At 65.3% G+C, this 18,638-nt stretch carries 15 protein-coding genes; 7 read left to right on the plus strand and 8 right to left on the minus strand.

Annotation, left to right across the window (positions count from 1 at the left end; translation table 11 throughout):
* From ACQP1T_RS25020 to ACQP1T_RS25035, 4 genes are read right to left on the minus strand one after another with little or no spacing between them, the layout of a single operon-like run.
* Positions 1-3,471 (minus strand): protein kinase domain-containing protein, encoded by a 3,471-nt coding sequence (locus ACQP1T_RS25020; RefSeq protein WP_433755500.1) that lies wholly within the window; start codon positions 3,469-3,471, stop codon positions 1-3.
* A 28-nt stretch (positions 3,472-3,499) separates the two neighbouring features.
* Positions 3,500-3,847, minus strand: coding sequence for a maleylpyruvate isomerase N-terminal domain-containing protein (locus tag ACQP1T_RS25025; protein ID WP_433755501.1), 348 nt, complete (start codon positions 3,845-3,847; stop codon positions 3,500-3,502).
* 25 nt (positions 3,848-3,872) lie between these two features.
* On the minus strand, positions 3,873-4,328 hold the full coding sequence (locus ACQP1T_RS25030) for an SRPBCC family protein (protein WP_433755502.1): 456 nt from the start codon (positions 4,326-4,328) through the stop codon (positions 3,873-3,875).
* Positions 4,329-4,364: 36 nt separating this feature from the next.
* The gene (locus ACQP1T_RS25035; protein WP_433755503.1) at positions 4,365-5,627 is read right to left on the minus strand and encodes a cytochrome P450; all 1,263 of its coding nucleotides are present in this window, start codon (positions 5,625-5,627) and stop codon (positions 4,365-4,367) included.
* A gap of 191 nt (positions 5,628-5,818) precedes the next feature.
* Between ACQP1T_RS25035 and ACQP1T_RS25040 the strand changes: the two genes are divergently transcribed.
* From ACQP1T_RS25040 to ACQP1T_RS25050, 3 genes are all read left to right on the plus strand, one after another.
* Entirely contained in the window at positions 5,819-7,111 is a 1,293-nt protein-coding gene (locus ACQP1T_RS25040; RefSeq protein ID WP_433755504.1) for a transcriptional regulator, read from the plus strand.
* A gap of 92 nt (positions 7,112-7,203) precedes the next feature.
* Positions 7,204-8,727, plus strand: coding sequence for an aldehyde dehydrogenase (gene adh / locus ACQP1T_RS25045; protein WP_433755505.1), 1,524 nt, complete (start codon positions 7,204-7,206; stop codon positions 8,725-8,727).
* A complete protein-coding gene (locus ACQP1T_RS25050; protein ID WP_433755507.1) occupies positions 8,727-9,269 on the plus strand; it encodes a DUF779 domain-containing protein in 543 nt (180 codons plus the stop codon). Before adh ends, ACQP1T_RS25050 begins: the two co-directional genes overlap by 1 nt.
* Before the next feature lie 34 nt (positions 9,270-9,303).
* Here ACQP1T_RS25050 and ACQP1T_RS25055 read toward each other — a convergent pair whose 3' ends face one another.
* On the minus strand, positions 9,304-9,507 hold the full coding sequence (locus ACQP1T_RS25055) for a hypothetical protein (RefSeq protein ID WP_433755509.1): 204 nt from the start codon (positions 9,505-9,507) through the stop codon (positions 9,304-9,306).
* 90 nt (positions 9,508-9,597) lie between these two features.
* Entirely contained in the window at positions 9,598-11,310 is a 1,713-nt protein-coding gene (locus tag ACQP1T_RS25060; protein WP_433755510.1) for a putative PEP-binding protein, read from the minus strand.
* Positions 11,311-11,456: 146 nt separating this feature from the next.
* Here ACQP1T_RS25060 and ACQP1T_RS25065 point away from each other — a divergent pair, with 146 nt between their 5' ends.
* Genes ACQP1T_RS25065 through ACQP1T_RS25080 form a run of 4 tightly spaced genes read left to right on the plus strand, consistent with a single transcriptional unit; the run spans position 11,457 to position 15,849 of the window.
* Positions 11,457-12,224 (plus strand): DeoR/GlpR family DNA-binding transcription regulator, encoded by a 768-nt coding sequence (locus ACQP1T_RS25065; protein WP_433755511.1) that lies wholly within the window; start codon positions 11,457-11,459, stop codon positions 12,222-12,224.
* On the plus strand, positions 12,221-13,171 hold the full coding sequence (gene pfkB / locus ACQP1T_RS25070) for a 1-phosphofructokinase (protein ID WP_433755512.1): 951 nt from the start codon (positions 12,221-12,223) through the stop codon (positions 13,169-13,171). The genes ACQP1T_RS25065 and pfkB overlap by 4 nt, the downstream gene beginning before the upstream one ends.
* An 11-nt stretch (positions 13,172-13,182) precedes the next feature.
* Positions 13,183-15,564, plus strand: coding sequence for a fructose-specific PTS transporter subunit EIIC (locus tag ACQP1T_RS25075; RefSeq protein WP_433755513.1), 2,382 nt, complete (start codon positions 13,183-13,185; stop codon positions 15,562-15,564).
* Positions 15,565-15,591: 27 nt separating this feature from the next.
* Positions 15,592-15,849, plus strand: a complete 258-nt coding sequence (locus tag ACQP1T_RS25080; RefSeq protein WP_433755515.1) for an HPr family phosphocarrier protein — start codon at positions 15,592-15,594, stop codon at positions 15,847-15,849.
* 394 nt (positions 15,850-16,243) lie between these two features.
* On the opposite strand, the gene ACQP1T_RS25085 is transcribed toward ACQP1T_RS25080, so the two are convergent.
* Both ACQP1T_RS25085 and ACQP1T_RS25090 read right to left on the minus strand, forming a co-directional pair.
* On the minus strand, positions 16,244-16,636 hold the full coding sequence (locus ACQP1T_RS25085) for a hypothetical protein (RefSeq protein ID WP_433755516.1): 393 nt from the start codon (positions 16,634-16,636) through the stop codon (positions 16,244-16,246).
* Between the two features lie 688 nt (positions 16,637-17,324).
* Positions 17,325-18,638: a hypothetical protein gene (locus tag ACQP1T_RS25090; RefSeq protein WP_433755517.1), complete on the minus strand. Its 1,314-nt coding sequence runs from the start codon at positions 18,636-18,638 to the stop codon at positions 17,325-17,327.

An 18,638-nucleotide genomic window follows, 5' to 3' on the forward strand; every position in this document is an offset into this window, starting at 1 on the left:
TCAGATTCGCTGCGCCGCATGCGCATTGACCAACGCGATCAAGAATTCCGTTGGCACATCGGGCCATTCGGGACGCCATCGTCCGGCGAGCTGATCTTCGTACACGGCCGCGAGTGTCGCGACGACGTGTGGTCCCCCGTCCAGCAGGTAGCGCACCGATCCGAGTTCGGCACACTGGGCGGTTACCGTTGCCAGTAAGGTCTTGGCCTCATCGGTGCGGCCTGCGGCGGCGAGGCAGGCGATCAACATTCGACGTGCCTTCAGCAATTCCCTCGGCCGCTTGACGGATTCGAGCAGATCCACCCATTCCTGGGCCCACGCGCAGGCGAGTTCGGTTTTTTCCGGTGTTTCCGCGGCGAGCAGCAGCCGGATCGCGGTGAATTCCTCGTACAGTACGGTGAATTCGTCGATCGGGTCGACCGGAACGCGGCGATTCCCGTATTCGACAACGGGCAGCGGACCGAATTCCGGATGCGGCGGCAATCCGAGTCGCAGCCGCTCGTTCTCCACCTCGGCGCCCAGTCGCGGCAAAGACATCGAACGCGCAACGCGCGCACCCTCGTTCAATCTGCGAATCGCGGCCGCGCGATCACCGCGCAATGCTTTGATTCGCGCCCCTACGACATAGCGCGCCAATTTGAAATCCACGACACCGGCTTCGGGCCCCAGCTTATAGCCCTCATCGAGCAGCCGCTCCGCCTCCGCGACTTCCGCACGCTCGTACAGCAATTCGCCGAGCAGGGATCCGGCCAACCGCGCGCCGTAGGAATGGCTGCCGCCGGATTGCTTGGCCACCTTCATCGCCTTACGGAAGTACTGCTCGGCCCTGGCGATATCGAGTTGCAGGCTCGCGGCCAGCCCCAGGAAGCACAGGCCGTGGATATTGTTGTAGAAGCCCTTGTTCTGGCGCATATACGGTGCCGACCATTCCTGGATGCGCAGCGCCTCCTCGAAGTCGTAGCGATAGCCCGCGGTGAAGGTCGCGACATTCGCACCGATCGCCACCACATACGGCGACAGTTCCTCGGCCAGGAAGAAGCAGGGCGCCAGCAGATCGTCGACGCCGGCCAGCGCATCCGCGCGCACCGCGACCACCGCATGCACCACACCGGCCTCGGCCCGCAGCAGCGCGGTGCTGGCTTCGTCGAGTTCACCGCGGTTCAGCGTCGATTCGGCGAGGCGCAGCGCGCGTTCGGCCGGAGCGGCCCGGTGCAGCAGGATATTGGCCCAGGCCAGATCCAGTTGCAGCCGCGGATGCGTTTCGATGATGCTGGCGGGCAGCTTGTTCACCAGACCGATGAGACTGGCGAACTGCCCGTATTCGAGCAGCGACATCCCATCCCGCTCGACGATCTCGATGGCCCGCTCCTCGTCCCCGGCCAGCAGGGCGTGATCGACCGCCTCGCTGACATGTCGATGCTCGGCCAGCCATCGGGAGGCCACCCGGTGCAGTTCGGTGATCCGTTCGGGCCGATCGCGTTCCAGCCGCTGTTGCAGGAAATCCTGGAACAGGTGGTGGTAGCGGAACCAATTGCCGTCATCGAGCTTGCGCAGGAACAGATCCTGGAGTTCGATCTGCTCCAGCATCGCCTGCCCATCCGGTACCCCGGTTAGTGCCGAGGCGAGCTCACCGCAGATCCGCGGCGTGATCGAGGTCGCCACCATGAAGTCGAGCATGCCGGGTTCCAGGGTGTCCAGGACGTTCTCCACCAGGAACTCGCTGATGGCGTGGTGGCGGCCGGTCAGATGGCTGATCAACTCGCCGGGATCGTCGCTGCCGCGCAAGGACAGTGCCGCCAGTTGCAGAGCCGCGACCCAGCCTTCGGTGGACTCGGTGAGATCCTCGACATCGGCGCGATCCAGCTCCAGTCCGCCCAGCTCGACCAGGAAGGTGTAGGCCTCCGCGATATCGAAACGCAATGCGCTGGGGCCGATTTCGACCAGTTCGTCGCGGGCCCGCATCGAACTCATCGGCAGTCCGGCCTGACTGCGGCTGGTGATCACCAGATGCAAGGCGGGACTGCAGCCTTCGAGCAGAAACCGCAGTGCGCGCGTGGTGGTCGGATCGGTGGCGCAGTGCCAGTCGTCGATGACGACCACCACTTCCTCACCGCGCCGATCGATATCGTTGATCAACGAGGTCAGCACATAGCGTTCGGACGCGTCGCCGTGCTCCTCGAGCAGTTCGCCGAGTTCGCGCGCGAGCGAAGGTCGTGCGGCGCGAATGGCTTCGATGAGATGTGCGAGGAACCAGACGACATTGTTGTCGTCGTGATCGACGGTCAGCCAGGCTACCGCGATGCCCTCGGCGGTCAGCGCCTCGCACCATTGGGCGGCGAGGGTGGTCTTGCCGAATCCGGTGGGGCCGTGGATGACCGCGAGCCGGCGGTTGCGACCGTCGCGCAGCAGCGCCAGCAAGCGCTGGCGATCGACCAGCGGGCGGGTGGCCACCGGCGGCCGCAAGCGGGTGGCGGGCACGGGTGGGGTGATGGTCGATGACGTCGCCGAAGTGCGGCGACGACCGGAGGTGAGTGTCGGCGACGGCCGGTGTCCGCGGGGTTCGGCGGCGGGCAGCGGGACGGGCATATCATCGGGCGACAGGCCGTGCCGCTCCTGGATCTCGCGCAGTTGCGCACCGAATTCGGCTGCGCTGGAAGGCCGTTCGGTGCGCTCACGCGACATCGCGCCTTCGATCGCGGCGGTCACATCCGGGGGCAGACCCGCCTCCCCGAGATCGGGTATCGGCTGTTTGGTGATGCGCAGGAACTGTGCGACCAACTGCTCGCCGTTGCGTCGCTCGAAGACCGCGTGACCGGTGCTGGCACAGAACAGCGTCGAAGCCAGGCTGTAGATATCGGAGGTCACGTCCGGAACGTGCCCTTGCAGCACCTCGGGCGCGGTGAAGGCGGGTGACCCGGTGATCGTGCCCGCCGTTGTCTCGAAGCCGCCGACCAACCGGGCGATGCCGAAATCGGCCAACTGCGGTTCACCGTATTCGGTGAGCAGGATATTGCCGGGTTTCACATCGCGGTGCAGCATCCCGCGCCGGTGCGCGGTCTCCAGCGCGCCCGCGATTTTCACGCCGATATGCAGCGCGTCCTGCCAGCCGATCGGGCCGTGTTCCTGGATGCGGGTGTCCAGTGAGCCGTGCGGGTGGTACGGCATCACAATGTAGGGCCGACCGGTCGCGGTGGAGCCCACTTCGAAAACGCTGACGATATTGGGATGACCCGACAGCTTGCCCATGGCGAGTTGTTCGCGGACGAAGCGTTCGAGATTCTCCGATTCCAGATCGGCGGTGAGCACCTTGATCGCAACCATGCGTTCGAGCGCGGGTTGGGCACACCGATAGACAACTCCGAATCCGCCGCGTCCGATTTCGGCGGCGTCGGTGAACCCGGCAGCGGCCAGCTCTGCCGCGAACCCTGAGGTGAGGTCGCGTTGCGTGGAAAGCGGATCGATTTGCGACACGACGACCCCGATTACAACTACCAGCTAGCTACTTCGAGCATATTCCCGTCGCGACGATTCCGCGCGCGCTCGGTACGATGCCGCCGCAATTGCCTGCGGTGCAGGCGATCCTGGTCGCCGAATGTCGGGCTGCCGAAACTATTCGTGCCCCGCACACCGGAGGCAACCGGTTGGCGAACTGTGTCACGACGCGTCCTCGGTGAGCCACCAGCCGGTCGGCGCGGGTACGCACTGTCGTCTCTATCCAACGGTGGCAGCCGCCGACGTACCGCAGCAGCTGTCCGAGTTTCCATCCCGGGCAGTCCGGCACCGGAAGCGTCGGATCTGCGTCCTCGGCGAGATGCGAGGGTGCCGGTCTACCTGGGGATTTCGACACAGAGCCGAGCGAAGTCGAGCAATGCCTACCCTTCGGCGATGGCGGCGAGCCGGTCGACGGACGCTTGCAACTTGTCGGGCGTGGTGGCGCGGGCGCGCGGGAGCCGGTTCTCGTCGGTCAGTCGTGACCAGTCGTAGGTATGCGTGACCCGAGTGTGCGCCGCGTCCACCGACTCGAGCTCCCAGCGCCACAGGTGCCCCGGCGGTTCGCTCGCCGGTTCCGCTGGCAGCCAGGCGATCCGGCGGCCCTCTTCGAATTCCACGATGTGGTTCTCCCGGATGTGGCCGTTGCTGAGGGTCATGGCGAAGACCTCGCCGACCTTCCGGACGCGTTGCCCCGCCGGGGCTTCGGCCAGGTTGTCGTTGCCGTCCCACCGCGGCTGTTGCGCGGGATCGGCGATCAACTCGAAGATTTCCTCCACCCCGGCCGCGATCTCCCGGCTGGCGGAAACAACGCGTGGCACCTCGCTGTCATCGGTCATCCCATGATCGAAGCATCCGAAGCCGACTCCCGCCAGTCAGAAGACCTGCAGCGGAGGGGATTTAGGGAAAGTGACGGGGAGGGCGGCCAGGGCTCGATGGAACGGGCCCGGTCGCCATTCCAATTCTTCGACAGGGACGGCCAGCCGCATTTCCGGCAGGGCGTCCAGGAGTTGATCGATCGCGTCCTGTGCGATCAGGGTCGCGATCGAGCGGGCGGGGCAGGCATGCGGGCCGACACTCCACGCCAGGTGGGAGCTGTTGTCGGTGTACGCGCCGGTGGTGATCGCGGGATCGTTATTGCAGCCGGTCATGCTGATGACGACCGGTTGGTGCGCGGGCAGCCACGAGCCCTCGATCAGGACCGGTTGCTTCGGGAAGGTGATGCAGTAGTTCGATAGCGGCGGATCGGTGAAAAGCACCTCGTCCAACGCGTCGCGCGTGGATAGAGTGCCGCCGAGAATGCCACCACCGAACCGATTGTCGGTCAGCATCAGTCGCAGCGTATTGACGATCAGATTCTGCGTCGGTTCCATTCCGGCGCCGTACAGGAGGAGGACCTGCTGGATCATCTCGGCGTCATCGAGCTTCGCCGGATGGGCGAGCAGCACGGACACGACATCGTTGACCGGTTGGTCACGCCTGAGGTCGACCAGTTCGAACATGGCATCGGCAAGAATCTTGCCGCCCTCGACGGCTGCGTCCGCACCCTCCATCATGCGCGCCAGACCGGTTGCGGCACGCTGGCTGATCTCCGGCGGACAACCGAGTATCGCGTTGATCACGGCGAAGGCCAGCGGCAATGCGTACTGCCCGACCAGATCCGCCGTACCGTCCTCGCAGAAGGTGTTGATCAGCGGGATGGCGATCTGCTCCACGGTGGAATGCAAAGCAAACAGGTCGACGACACCGAGGCCCGCCACGGTCGTCTCCCGGTAGCGGGCGTGCTCGAGGCCGGTGGTACGAATCGCCGCCGGACGCCATTCGAGCATCGGCCGCACCGGGCAGTCCTCAGGAACACCTTTCTGCCAGGTTCGCGAATCATGCGGAAAATGGTCGGGATCATTGAGGATCTGCAGCGCCGTGTAGTAGCCGATCACCAGGGTCGCGGGTACACCCGGAGCCAATTCCACGGGCACCAGCGAACCGTATCTCTTGCGCATCTCACGGTAGGCCTCATGCGGGTTCTCGGCGAATTCCGCTGAGAACAAAGAGATTCGGGGGCCGTCGGTATCGATCGGCGATCCGTGCGCGACAGGGAACGGGCAAGTGGTGGTGGTTGCCGACTCTGGCGTGGTCAAGAGACGTGACTCCAGTCGTTGTGCAGAAGCGATGAGCATGGTGCGCGACCGCAGGCGCATTCGTGCCGCCTGCGCAGAGCAGAGTCAGCCTACGTCGGCCGCCGAGTCCGCGCGTCCCGAGCATTCCCACCCTTGCCCATACGCCATGTGACCGGCATTACAGTGAGTATGGGCGACACGAAGGAAACCGATTGAGCACAGCAGCGCACGGCAACCCCTGGGTGGCCGTTCGACCGGATGACGACCTCGCGCAACTGGCGCGACAGGTGTCGTGCGCGCATCGCTGCTTCATCGAAGGCGACGAACGGTCGCCGACCGATCCGGTGCGCCCGGTGGTGCTGGATTCCTGGCGCCGCAGCCGCAGCAACGGCGTCGATCCGGACCACTTCGGCGCCGGTGTCGACCTCGATGGCATTGAGCTGCAACGGTATCGGGGCACGCATCCGATCGCGCTGGTCCGACCGGTGGTGCGCAAACTGCTCGTCGAGGATGCCGCCGATGCCGGACTGCTCGTCGCGATCAGCGATGCCGAGGGCCGGTTGCTGTGGGTGGAGGGCGATTCGAAGGTCAAGGACCGGGCGCTGGCCATGAATTTCGTCGAGGGTGCGGATTGGAGTGAGGGCCGGGTGGGCACCAATGCCCCTGGCACCGCGCTCGCCCTCGATCACCATGTGCAGATCTTCGGTGCCGAACACTTCAGTCGCGTGGTGCACGAATGGAGTTGTTCCGCTGCGCCCGTACATGATCCGCGCAGTGGTCGGATCATCGGCGCCATCGATATCACCGGCGGACCCCGTGTCGCGGCGCCGGAGGTGTTGTCGCTGATCCGCGCGACGGTGTCGGCCGCGGAATCCGAACTGCGCCTGCTCATGCTCGACGCGCCGAAACCGCTCGCGTCGACGACGGCACGCCTGGAGGTACTCGGCGCGGCGCGACCGACGCTGATCCGCGATGGCGAGCGCATCCGTCTGTCCCAGCGCCATGCCGAAATCCTTTTGCTGCTGGCCGATTTCCCGGAGGGATTGAGCGCAGACCATCTCGCCATGCTGCTCGACGAATCCGAGCTGGATCCGGTGACGGTGCGCGCGGAGATGTCGCGGGTGCGAAAGATGTTGGGCGCCAATGGTCTCGGTTCGCGTCCGTATCGGCTGCTGATGGATCTCGATACCGATGTCGACCAGGTTCGGCGCGCACTCGCGCGCGGCGATACCTCGGCGGCGTTGCGGGCCTATCCCGGCCCGATTCTGCCGCGATCGCTCGCACCGGGCATCACCGAACTGCGTGTCGAGTTGCGCGGACGCCTGCGCGCGGCCCTGCTGACCGCCGGTGATCGCCGCTTGCTTGCCCGCTGGACCGGTTCGGTCGAGGGCCGCGACGACATTGCCGCATGGACCGCCTACCTCTCCTCCCTTGACCCGCAGTCCTCGCTGTATGCCCAGGTAAAGACGCAATTGCGACTGCTCGACCGCAAATTGGGCATCTGACCGGTTTCTTGCAACTGTCGTGCAACATGGCCGCTTCTAGTGTTCCGGATCACACCTGACGTAGGAAAAGTCAGCAGATCGAGGAGCATTCGATGACCGTCTTCGCCCGCCCAGGCACGCCCGGCGCCGCCATGTCGTTCCAGACCCGATACGACAACTGGATCGGCGGCGAATGGGTCGCGCCGGTCAAGGGGCAGTACTTCGAAAACCCGACTCCGGTAACGGGTCAGCCGTTCTGTGAGGTCGCGCGCGGCACCGCGGAGGATATCGAACTCGCCCTCGACGCGGCGCACGCCGCCGCACCCGCCTGGGGCAAGACCTCGGTCGCCGAGCGCGCGATCATCCTCAACAAGATCGCCGACCGCATCGAGCAGAACCTGGACGCGATCGCACTCGCGGAGGCCTGGGACAACGGCAAGCCGATCCGGGAAACCCTGGCCGCCGATATCCCGCTGGCCATCGACCACTTCCGCTACTTCGCCGGTGCCATTCGCGCACAAGAGGGTTCGCTCTCGCAGATCGACGCCGACACCGTCGCCTACCACTTCCACGAGCCGCTCGGTGTGGTCGGCCAGATCATTCCGTGGAACTTCCCGATTCTGATGGCCACCTGGAAGCTCGCGCCCGCACTCGCCGCCGGTAATGCGGTCGTGCTCAAGCCCGCCGAGCAGACTCCCGCCTCGATCATGTTCCTGATCGGGCTGATCGGTGATCTGCTGCCGCCCGGTGTGGTCAATATCGTCAACGGTTTCGGTGTCGAGGCGGGCAAGCCGCTGGCCTCCAGCCCGCGGATCAAGAAGATCGCCTTCACCGGTGAGACCACCACCGGTCGCCTGATCATGCAGTACGCCTCGCAGAACCTGATCCCGGTCACGCTGGAACTCGGTGGGAAGAGCCCGAATATCTTCTTCAGCGATGTCCTCGCCGCCAATGACGACTTCCAGGACAAGGCGCTCGAGGGCTTCACCATGTTCGCGCTGAACCAGGGTGAGGTCTGCACCTGCCCGTCGCGTGCGCTCATCCAGGCCGATATCTACGACGAATTCCTGGCCGCCGCCGTGGTGCGCACCAAGGCGGTGCGGCAGGGCGATCCGCTCGACACCGAAACGATGATCGGCGCACAGGCAAGCAATGATCAGCTCGAAAAGATCCTGTCCTACCTCGAAATCGGCAAGGGCGAGGGCGCGACGTTGCTGACCGGTGGCGAGCGCGCCGATCTCGGCGGCGATCTGTCCGGCGGATACTACGTGCAGCCAACGGTTTTCGCGGGCAGCAATTCGATGCGGATCTTCCAGGAGGAAATCTTCGGACCGGTTGTCTCGGTGACCTCGTTCGCGGATTACGACGAAGCCATCAAGATCGCCAACGACACCCTCTACGGACTCGGCGCTGGCGTATGGTCGCGTGACGGTTCGGTGGCCTACCGGGCCGGACGCGATATCCAGGCCGGACGGGTGTGGACCAACACCTACCACCAGTACCCCGCGCACGCGGCATTCGGCGGCTACAAGCAGTCCGGTATCGGCCGGGAGAACCACCGCATGATGCTCGACCACTATCAGCAGACGAAGAACCTGCTGGTCGGCTACGCGTCGAAGGCGCAAGGCTTCTTCTGATGGCGGCAGTCCCCCGGCGCGTGCGCGCCACCGCGGCGGCGATGGATCTGCTCCGTCGCCTCCGAGGGCTGCACGGCCCGCTCATGCTGCACCAGTCCGGCGGTTGCTGCGACGGATCGGCCCCGATGTGTTATCCCGCAGGCGAATTCATCGTCGGCGATCACGATGTGCTGCTCGGATTGCTCGATTTGCGATTGCGGGTCGACGAGTTGCCGGCTACCGCGCCGGAGCCGGACGATATTGCGCCGGTGTGGATCTCGGGAGCGCAGTTCGCTGCCTGGCAGCACACCCAGCTGGTCCTCGATGTGGTGCCGGGTCGCGGTTCGGGCTTCAGTCTGGAATCGCCCGAGGGGTTTCGATTCCTCAGTCGCGGAAGGGTTTTCGATGACGATGAGCTTGTCGCACTGGCCGCGATCGAACCCGTCACGGGCGCTGGCTGGGAGCGTGGGGAACGTCCTGCGGCGGCAACCGAAGCACAGGTCGTCGCCGAGGCAGCCGATGCCTGCCCGGTCCCCGATAGCGGAACGCGGCCTCGAGCTTGACAGCTAACTTTACTGCGACCCTGCCGGTTCCGACTCACACTTCAGTGCGCGGCTCGATCGCCACCAGGTCGAGCACCAGATCCTGGAGCACCCTGCGAGTGGTATGCGCCTGCGCGATCAAGGGTTCGGATGATTCCGTCTCGGCTAGCTCTACCAGCTTGTTGACTACGTGGCAGACCGCGACGAGTCGTCTGATCGCTTGACGTCGCTCGGCGAGATCCATGGTGTCGGTGGCCATATTCACCAGATCGCCGCAACACGCCCGACCGTTTCGCTCGAGTTTGCTGGATCACGAAGGGCACATTCAGCAATCACGATGCAACCTCGCTCATCCGGCGGCTTGGAGGGCAGCGCGAGCGGCGGCGCGAGCGCTGTCCGGATCGGCGGTCGACAGGACGGCGGCCGCGGCGCGGCGGCAGTCTTCTATCGTGACGGAGGCGAGGGTGGCGCCGACAGCGGCTACTGCGGCACCGGCGGCGGACAACGAGCCGACGCCGAATCCGGTTAGGACGCAAGCCAATAGCGGATCGGCGGCGGCTTCGCCGCAGACGCCGACGGGCTTGTGCGCGGTCGCGCCCGCGGCCGCGGTGCGCGCCACCAGTGCCAGCACCGCGGGTTGCCAGGGGTCGGTGAGTGCGGCGAGGTCGGCGGACATGCGATCGGCGGCCATGGTGTACTGCGCGAGGTCGTTGGTGCCGATCGAGAGGAAGTCGACGTGTTCCAGAATGGCCTCGGCCAGGAGGGCGGCCGCGGGGACCTCGATCATGACGCCCGGGATCAGCCCGCGCGCTCGCACCGCGGCGGCGAACGACTTCGCTTCGGCCGCAGTGGAAATCATCGGAGCCATCACCCACGGCGTCGGCGTGCGATCGGCGGCGGCCTGGGCGATCGCGTCGAGTTGGCGGTCCAGGATTCCGCTGTCGTGGGCCGCGATGCGGATGCCGCGCACGCCGAGCGCCGGGTTCGCCTCATTGGCTTGGTCGGCGAAACGCAAGGGTTTGTCCGATCCGGCGTCGAGGGTGCGGATCACCACCTTCGACCCGGCGTAGGCATCGAAGACCTCGCGATAGATAGCCGCCTGTTCGGCGATGCTCGGCTCGGATTCGCGGTCCAGGAAACATAATTCGGTGCGGAACAGGCCGATGCCCTCGGCCGGTTGTGAGCGCGTCGCACGGGCTCCGGCCCCATCCTGGACATTGGCGAGAATCTCGACCCGGTGCCCGTCCGCGGTTGCGCCAGGACCGGTCCAGGCCGCCGTTCGCGATTCTCGAGTGCGGTACTCGGCCACGGCACGGGCGGCGGCTTCCGGGTCGGGACCGATGGCGACCTGTCCGGCCGCTCCATCGATCAGTACGTCGACTCCGGCGGGCACATCGTCGAGTCCGGCGATCGCGACCACGCACGGGATACCGAGTTGCCGCGCGATGATCGCGGTGTGGCTGGTCGGGCCGCCGCGCGAAGTGGCAAGGCCGACAATGAGATTCGGATCCAGACCGGCGGTATCGGCCGGAGCCAGGTCCTCGGCGAGCAGGATCGATGGCCGCGCGGGCGTGGGAATGCCCGGTTCCGGCGCACCGGCCAGCTCGGCGACCACCCGGTCACAAACATCGCGAAGGTCGGTGACGCGTTCTGCCATCAACCCACCCAACTTGGTGAACACCTCGGCGAACTGATCGGTGGCCGCGGTCGCCGCCACGGCGGCGGGACTGCCCGCGGCGATCAATTTCTCGGCAGCACTGAGCCAGCCACGATCGGCGGCCATGGCGGCATTCGCGGCGAGCACTTCCGCGGCCGCCCCGCTCGCGCGGCTCGCGCGCTCACGCAAGCGCCGCGCAACCACCGATGTCGCGGCCAGGAAGGCTTCGTATTGGGATGCCCGATCGGACTCGGCGACCGGTTCGGAACGAAGGTCCACTCGGATCCGCGGCGCCGGCCGCACGGTGGGCGCGGCGGCGATTCCGGGCACCGCCGGGGTGCCCCGCAACGTCATGGCGCTGCGTGCTACCCGCACGGAGCCTGTGGCCTGCGGTGATCCGGACATTCGATTCCTCCTCCACGCCGATGTCGAGTGAGTGCGACCGATTACTCAGCTCGGCTCGATGTGATCCAGACTACTCAAATCTCTTGACAAAGCAACATAGACGGGCATAAAACAACATAAACACACATTGACAATCGGAGGATCGGATGTACGCAGAGGAGCGCCAGCAGGCCATCGCCGCCCTGGTCGGGCAACGCGGGCGCGTATCGGTCGCCGATCTGTCCGAGCAATACGGGGTCACCACCGAAACAGTGCGCCGCGATCTGGCGGTCCTCGATCGGATGGGACTGATCCGCCGGGTGCACGGCGGTGCGGTGCCCGCGGCGGCGCTCACCGCGATCGAACTCGGCACCACCGAGCGCGAACACACGCGTGCCGCCGAGAAGGACCGCATCGCCCAGGCGGCCCTGGACTATCTGCCACCGACCGGCGGCAGCGTGCTGTTCGATGCCGGGACCACTACCGCTCGGGTGGCCGCCGCCCTGCCCGCCGACCGCGAACTCGTCGCCGTGACGAACTCGGTGCCCATCGCGGCCCGGCTCAGCGGATTCGGCGGGGTGCGGTTGCATCTGATCGGCGGTCGGGTGCGGGGTGTCACGCAGGCCGCGGTCGGTGCGGAGGCGCTGCGGGTGCTCGGCGAACTGCGGGTCGATGTGGCATTCATCGGGACCAATGCGCTGACCATCGGCCACGGACTGTCCACCCCCGATCCCGACGAGGCGGCGGTCAAGCGCGCCATGATCGCCAGCGCCCACCGGGCCGTGGTGGTCGCCGATGCCACGAAGGTCGGGCGCGAGGATCTGCTGAGTTTCGGTTCGGTCGAGGAATTCGACGTGCTGGTCACCGATACCGCGCTGTTGCCTTCGGTGCACAACGAACTCACCGAATACGGCATCGAGGTGGTCACGGCATGATCGTCACCCTCACCGCGAATCCGAGCGTCGACCGCACCGTCAGCCTGCGCGAGCCATTGCGGCGCGGTGCCGTCCTCCGTGCCGAGACCGTGCTCTCGCAGCCCGGCGGCAAGGGGGTCAATGTCTCTCGGGTGATCGCCGCCGCCGGCGTCGAGACCGTTGCGGTACTGCCTGGCAATGCCGGTGATCCGTTGCTGCGCATGCTCACCGATGCCGATATCCAGCACCGCGCGGTGCCGTGCGCCACCCCGGCGCGCACCAATCTCACCGTCGCCGAACGCGACGGCACCACCACGAAGATCAATGAACCCGGACCATCGCTGTCCGCCGAATGCCTTGCCGCACTTGCGAATCAGCTCGATGAACTCGCCGAAAAGGCGAGCTGGGTGGTGCTGTCCGGATCCCTGCCGCCCGCCGTCCCCACCGACTGGTACGCGTATCTGCTGCACCGGCTGCGCGGTACTCGGGTCGCGGTCGATACCTCCGACGCTCCCCTGCTCGCGTTGGCCGCCGAGCTGGAATCGGCTGCGCCGCAACTGCTCAAGCCGAATGCCGAGGAGCTGGCCCAGCTCACCCACGGCGACCCCGCCGAACTCGAGGATCCCGTCGCCGCCGCGCGTGCGGCGAGCACGCTGGTCGCTCGCGGCGTCGATGCCGTGCTCGCGACGCTCGGCGCGGCCGGAGCCGTGCTGGTCACCGCCGACGGCGCGTGGCATGCCGCCGCACCCGCCATCACCCCGCGCAGCACCGTGGGAGCAGGCGATTCCGCGCTGGCCGGATACCTGCTCGCCGACCTCGACGGGCTGGACGCGCCGGATCGGCTGCGCCGCGCCGTCGCCTACGGCAGCGCCGCCGCCGCGCTGCCAGGGACCGGGCTGCCCGGCCCACACCACACCGACCCCCGCGCCGTGGCCGTCACGACGTTGGAATCCCTGCACAGTCGCTGAAGGACATTGCGATGGCCCACTCCCCTGATTCGATCATCACCACCGAGCTGATCAGCCTCGATACCGACCTAGGCAGCGCCAAGGAAACGGTGATCGCGACGCTCGCGCAGCGCCTGACCGACAATGGGCGCGCTAGCTCTGCCGAGGCATTGCGTGATGCGGCACTTGCGCGCGAAGCACAGTCCGCGACAGGGCTTCCCGGCGGGATTGCGATTCCGCACTGCCGGAATTCCGCCGTGACCAGTGCGTCGCTCGGGTTCGCCCGGTTGGAGCCCGCGGTGGATTTCGGTGCAGCCGATGGGCCCGCCGATCTGGTGTTCCTCATCGCCGCGCCGGAAGGTGCTGGGGCGGAGCATATGAAGCTGTTGTCGAGTTTGGCTCGGGCGCTTGTTCGGCCGGAGTTCGTTGGGTCGTTGCGGGGGGCCGCGAGTGCCGATGAGGTGGTTGCGCTGGTTACGGATGTGATCGCGCAGAAGCCTGCGATGACGCCGAAAAAGGCTGCGCCTGGCGCTGTTTCGAGCAGCGCGCCCGGCGCTGCTTCAATCGGCAGCGCACAAGCGTCCCCGACGGGTTCGAACGGCACCGTCACACCCGCTGCGACGGACGGTGTATCCACGTCCCAGGCGGCTTCGAACGCCGCGGCCGCACCCATCGCGAACGGCACGGCTTCCGCAGGCGCGGCCGCGTCCCGAGCAGATCACGGCGGCGCATCCCAGGCAGCCGCGAACGGCACTCCCGCGCCATCAGCGCCTTCGATCGGCGCAGCCGTGTCACAAACAGCTTCGAACGCCACGCCCGCGGCCTCGATCGGCGCATCAGAAGACGCCGCAGATGGCACAACCAGTCCGGCAGCGAATGGAGTCGGCGCATCGCTCAGCACGACAATGCCTGCGCCCGAGGGTGTTTCGGATGAAACGACCGACCCCGCTGCCGGGCGCACGATCGTCGCGGTAACGGCCTGCCCTACCGGCATCGCCCACACCTATATGGCCGCCGACTCCCTCGTCGCCGCCGGTGACCGTGCGGGCGTCACAGTGCATGTCGAGACTCAGGGTTCCAGCGGCAGCACCCTGCTGAGCGCCGATACCATCGCCGCCGCAAGCGCGGTCATCTTCGCTACCGACGTCGGCGTCCGCGGCCGGGAACGGTTCGCGGGTAAGCCGGTCATCGAATCCGGAGTCAAGCGGGCGATCAACGAGCCCGACACGATGGTCGCCGACGCACTGCGCGCTGCCCTCGACCCCACCGCCGCAACCGTCGCGGGATCCGCACGCCCCGAGGGTGATTCGGCTCCGGCAACACTCGGCTGGGGCACCCGGTTGCGGCAGATCCTGCTCACCGGCGTCAGCTATATGATCCCGTTCGTCGCCGCTGGCGGCCTGCTCATCGCGCTCGGATTCCTGTTCGGCGGCTACGAAATCGCCGACCACGCCAAGAAGATCGTGCTCGACAACTCACTGACGGCACTACCCGACGGCGGCCTACCAACCTATCTCGGCGCGGTGCTGTTCCAACTGGGTTCGCTGGCATTCAGCTTCCTGGTACCGGCCCTCGCCGGATATATCGCCTTCGCCATCGCCGACCGACCGGGTCTCGCACCGGGATTCACCGCCGGTGCGGTGGCCGTCTTCGTCGGCGCCGGATTCCTCGGCGGCCTCGTCGGTGGTCTGATCGCCGGATTCGCGGCCCTGTGGGTAGCGAAATCGCCTGCCCCGCAATGGGCGCGCGGACTCATGCCGGTCGTGGTCATCCCGCTGTTCGCCTCACTGATCGTCGGCGCGTTGATGTTCATCTTCCTCGGCAAGCCGCTCGCCGCGATCACCAGCGGCCTCACCAACTGGCTCAACAGCCTCACCGGCACCTCCGCCCTCGCCCTCGGCGCCATCCTCGGCCTGATGATGTGCTTCGACCTCGGCGGCCCGGTCAACAAGGCCGCGTATTCCTTCGCGGTAGCCGGACTTTCGGTCACCGACCCGGCCTCGCTGCGCATCATGGCCGCCGTCATGGCCGCGGGCATGGTCCCGCCGCTGGCCATGGCATTGGCCACCGTGCTGCGGCCCCGCCTGTTCACCACGGCCGAACGCGAAAACGGCAAGGCCGCATGGCTTCTCGGCGCCTCCTTCATCTCCGAAGGCGCGATCCCCTTCGCCGCCGCCGACCCACTGCGCGTGATCCCCTCGATGATGGCCGGTGGCGCGGTCACCGGTGCACTGATCATGGCCACCGGAACCACGCTCAGCGCACCACACGGCGGCATCTTCGTCTTCTTCGCGGTGGGCCACATCGTCTGGTTCCTCGCCGCCCTCGTCGCGGGCACCGCCGTATCCGCCCTCTGCGTCACCGCCGCCAAGGAATTCATCAAACCACGCACTCCCGCCCTCGCCACCGCCTGAAATCCCCTCTCACCCAAGGAGAATCCCATGGCCAGCACCACCGTCACCGTCGCCTCCACCATCGGCCTGCACGCCCGCCCCGCCAACATCATCGCCGAAACAGTCACCGACTCCGGCGCCGAAGTAACCCTTTCCCTCGTAGACGGCGAGCCGGTAGACGCAGGTTCCGCGCTGATGATCATGACTCTCGGCGCGGCCTACGGCACCGAGGTTGTTGTCACCAGCGAAGACCCGAACGCACTCGAGCTCGTAGCCAAACTCGTCGCCACCGACCTCGACGCCTGAGCGGATCCGGCAGTTCACGCCGATCCCTCGGATCGTCTTCACCATGTAGGGCGCTGACTGCGACCCGTAAACTCGCCACCGGAAGATCGCGAGAGCTGAGAGAGAGTTCGGCCGCCCCATGACCGCCACGTCGAAACGCCCGTTCCCCCTGTTGCGTCCGGCGTCGACGGCAGATCCCAGCATCATCCGAAGCAACGACTGTCTGCGTTCCGGGAGCTGACCGAACTCCATGACCGGTGTCCGACGACGACCTGCTTGCATATGTCGCCGCAGTTGTTGCGCACCGGGGCTATACCCGTCAGAACGACTCCGCACCTCGGGGTTCGGGTTCCGATAAACCCTTGATTCCGACCTATGGCAAGCGGGCGTCGAGATTGGCCGCAGAATCATCTGGCTACGTACTGTTGCCAGAATATCGATCCAACGCCGCGATGATTCTCTTGAAATCCCGTACCGAACGCTGGCAGAACTTTCGATCCGTCCTCACTAAAAGGTCCGCAGCTTGCGCTTCGGTTGCCAGTCCGTGAAGTTCTTTTTCAGTCATTACTCGTAAAGGTACGAGCACCCAATTTCGTCGGGCAGTGTCGAACAACCAGTCGATCTCTCGATCCTCGGCAAAAGCGGCCTCATGCAACAGTTCAGCAACACGAGCCGGCTGAGGTTCAGGGAAACGCCAGACAACAAGCGGCGGGGCAGGAGTGCCGTCTTCACCGATGCCGCCCGCGTGGCGGTACCACTCCAGGTCTCCATACCGCTTCAGTCGAGTAATAAAGTCGCCAGAATTCATTACCCTACTTCCTTGATCGTAGCGCCGGGATTAGCTCCAATAATAGCATTCCGCCATTGCTCGATAGGAATGGGTTTGGACTACGCTTCGACCGTAAACATATTTGTCTTCAGTATATACCGTAGTGACGCCGGAGAACTACCGGTCGGTGACTGAACCCAGGTCAATCGTTGATATCATCTGAGTCGTAGTTTATTACGAGGTCGGCTGGCCGAGATGGCCACGGGGGTGCCTGAATTCTGGCACCCGACCATTTATCTACGGCCACGACCGGATAATCTGACTGATTTGCGATACCCGAGCGGTTCCAAATGAGTATATCGCCCCAGAAAACCTCAGCTGGCACCTCGGGGTGCCGATCGGACACAAACATATTCCACCCATTCCGGAAGCCGATTCGCAAGCTGCCGGACTTAAAGAATACTGGCGATACGATTGGCGCCGTAAGCGTCCTTTCGATTTCGGATTTCGGCCAGTGCGTGATCACATGACGGTTAGGATCGTCTTCAGCAAGAGAGCGTGGCGAGAGTTCGGCACCGTATCCGGCAGCTATCCTGAATCCGGAATCGAGGTGGAATTCGAATCCATCAGGCCGCCATTCTATATTGGCAATACGGCTTCCATGTAAAGGTTGTATTATCCACCTGTCGTCGTATTCTTTAATCTCCGAGTTCACATCTCCCCTTCGTCATCTTTCCAGCTCGTCGCGGATATTTCCAATACTATCGTCTGACGCGGTGCCGTCCGGCTTCTTCACGTATACCTCACCGGATTCCAGATCGACCACCACATCTGGATTCTTATTCGCACCATCCCCGCGCCACGCCCCGTAAGCCTTGATTCTGTGGATGGCGTCTTTGACGTCTTTCGCTGGCACACCGTAGTAGCTGGCGATCTTGTTGACCTTCGTTGTCTGTGAGGCCGTGGTAAACGCGCCGCTAGGGCTGTTCGGATTGATGTCATCCGAATCGGCATCATCGATGAATACCTTCATCACGATGATGGCACCGAGTTTGGTGGCGATATCGGTGAGGCTGGGGACCTTGTCGAACGCGGTGACCGTGAAGGCTGCGGCACCCGCGACCGCTGCCCCCGTGCCGATTATTTTGATGAGTTTGCTTGCGTCGTAGGTGCTTTTGAGCACTCTGGCGGTGTTGCCGGCGATCGCTACGACGCCGACGCCGGCGGCTACGTCGCTGAGGGCGGCGGTGATCCAGGAGGCGGCGACGCCGATGACGACGGTGGTTCCGGCTGCTATCAGGGCGTTGGTGACCGCGTCGCGGAATTTGTCGCGGGTTTCGGAGGTGGCGGTGCTGTATTCCGCAACAGGGGTGGCGAGGCTGAGGGATGCGGAGGCCAGCTGGGTGGCGCCGCCATTGAGGGTGGTGAGGTGGCCAAGGAGGGGGTCGAGACCTTTCTTGTCCTGAATGTCGGTGAAGAGATTGGTGATCTCGTTGATCCTGGACGCAGCATCGGTGATGGTCTTATGTTCGGCGAACGTCTTCCATGTCGATGCGGCCTTGGCGAGCTTGTCTTTGTTGCCGTTGGGCAACTTGCTTCCGAACTCTTCCTGGACCTTCCCGACCAGGGCGTCGTAGAAGCCGGGGACACTGCCCTTTCCCTCGGTGACGCCGTCGCCGTTGTTGCCTACCGAAGTCGGGATTGTCACCTTGTACTCCGACATCGCCGTCACTGTGGGGCGGTCGGGCATTGGGTTGGCGTTGTTGGACAGTGCCCAGTTGTACCCGGCGGCGTAGAGCATGTTGCCGAAGTTGGTGAGGGCATCGGCCAGGTTCGTGCAGGTCTGCATCGTTTCCTGGGCGACGCGATCGTAGGTCTTGCCCCATTGTTCGCAGCCCGCGGTGTTACCGGCCATGCCCGCGCATTCACCTTTGACCGCATCGTGGACCGGTTTGTCGGCGGTACGGAGATCGGTGGCCAGGGCGTGGCATTTCTTGCCGGCGTCGTAGTAGGTCTGCCAGTCGATAACCAGTACACCCAT

The sequence above is a fragment of the Nocardia sp. CA-135398 genome, assembly GCF_050955845.1.
Lineage (GTDB): Bacteria > Actinomycetota > Actinomycetes > Mycobacteriales > Mycobacteriaceae > Nocardia.

Coding starts and splice junctions, on each gene's coding strand:
- ACQP1T_RS25030 (WP_433755502.1), bottom strand. CDS start 4,328: ATGACCGATGACAGCGAGGTGCCACGCGTTGTTTCCGCCAGCCGGGAG.
- adh (WP_433755505.1), top strand. CDS start 7,204: ATGACCGTCTTCGCCCGCCCAGGCACGCCCGGCGCCGCCATGTCGTTC.
- ACQP1T_RS25050 (WP_433755507.1), top strand. CDS start 8,727: ATGGCGGCAGTCCCCCGGCGCGTGCGCGCCACCGCGGCGGCGATGGAT.
- ACQP1T_RS25055 (WP_433755509.1), bottom strand. CDS start 9,507: ATGGCCACCGACACCATGGATCTCGCCGAGCGACGTCAAGCGATCAGA.
- ACQP1T_RS25060 (WP_433755510.1), bottom strand. CDS start 11,310: ATGTCCGGATCACCGCAGGCCACAGGCTCCGTGCGGGTAGCACGCAGC.
- ACQP1T_RS25065 (WP_433755511.1), top strand. CDS start 11,457: ATGTACGCAGAGGAGCGCCAGCAGGCCATCGCCGCCCTGGTCGGGCAA.
- pfkB (WP_433755512.1), top strand. CDS start 12,221: ATGATCGTCACCCTCACCGCGAATCCGAGCGTCGACCGCACCGTCAGC.
- ACQP1T_RS25075 (WP_433755513.1), top strand. CDS start 13,183: ATGGCCCACTCCCCTGATTCGATCATCACCACCGAGCTGATCAGCCTC.
- ACQP1T_RS25080 (WP_433755515.1), top strand. CDS start 15,592: ATGGCCAGCACCACCGTCACCGTCGCCTCCACCATCGGCCTGCACGCC.
- ACQP1T_RS25085 (WP_433755516.1), bottom strand. CDS start 16,636: ATGAATTCTGGCGACTTTATTACTCGACTGAAGCGGTATGGAGACCTG.
- ACQP1T_RS25090 (WP_433755517.1), bottom strand. CDS start 18,638: ATGGGTGTACTGGTTATCGACTGGCAGACCTACTACGACGCCGGCAAG.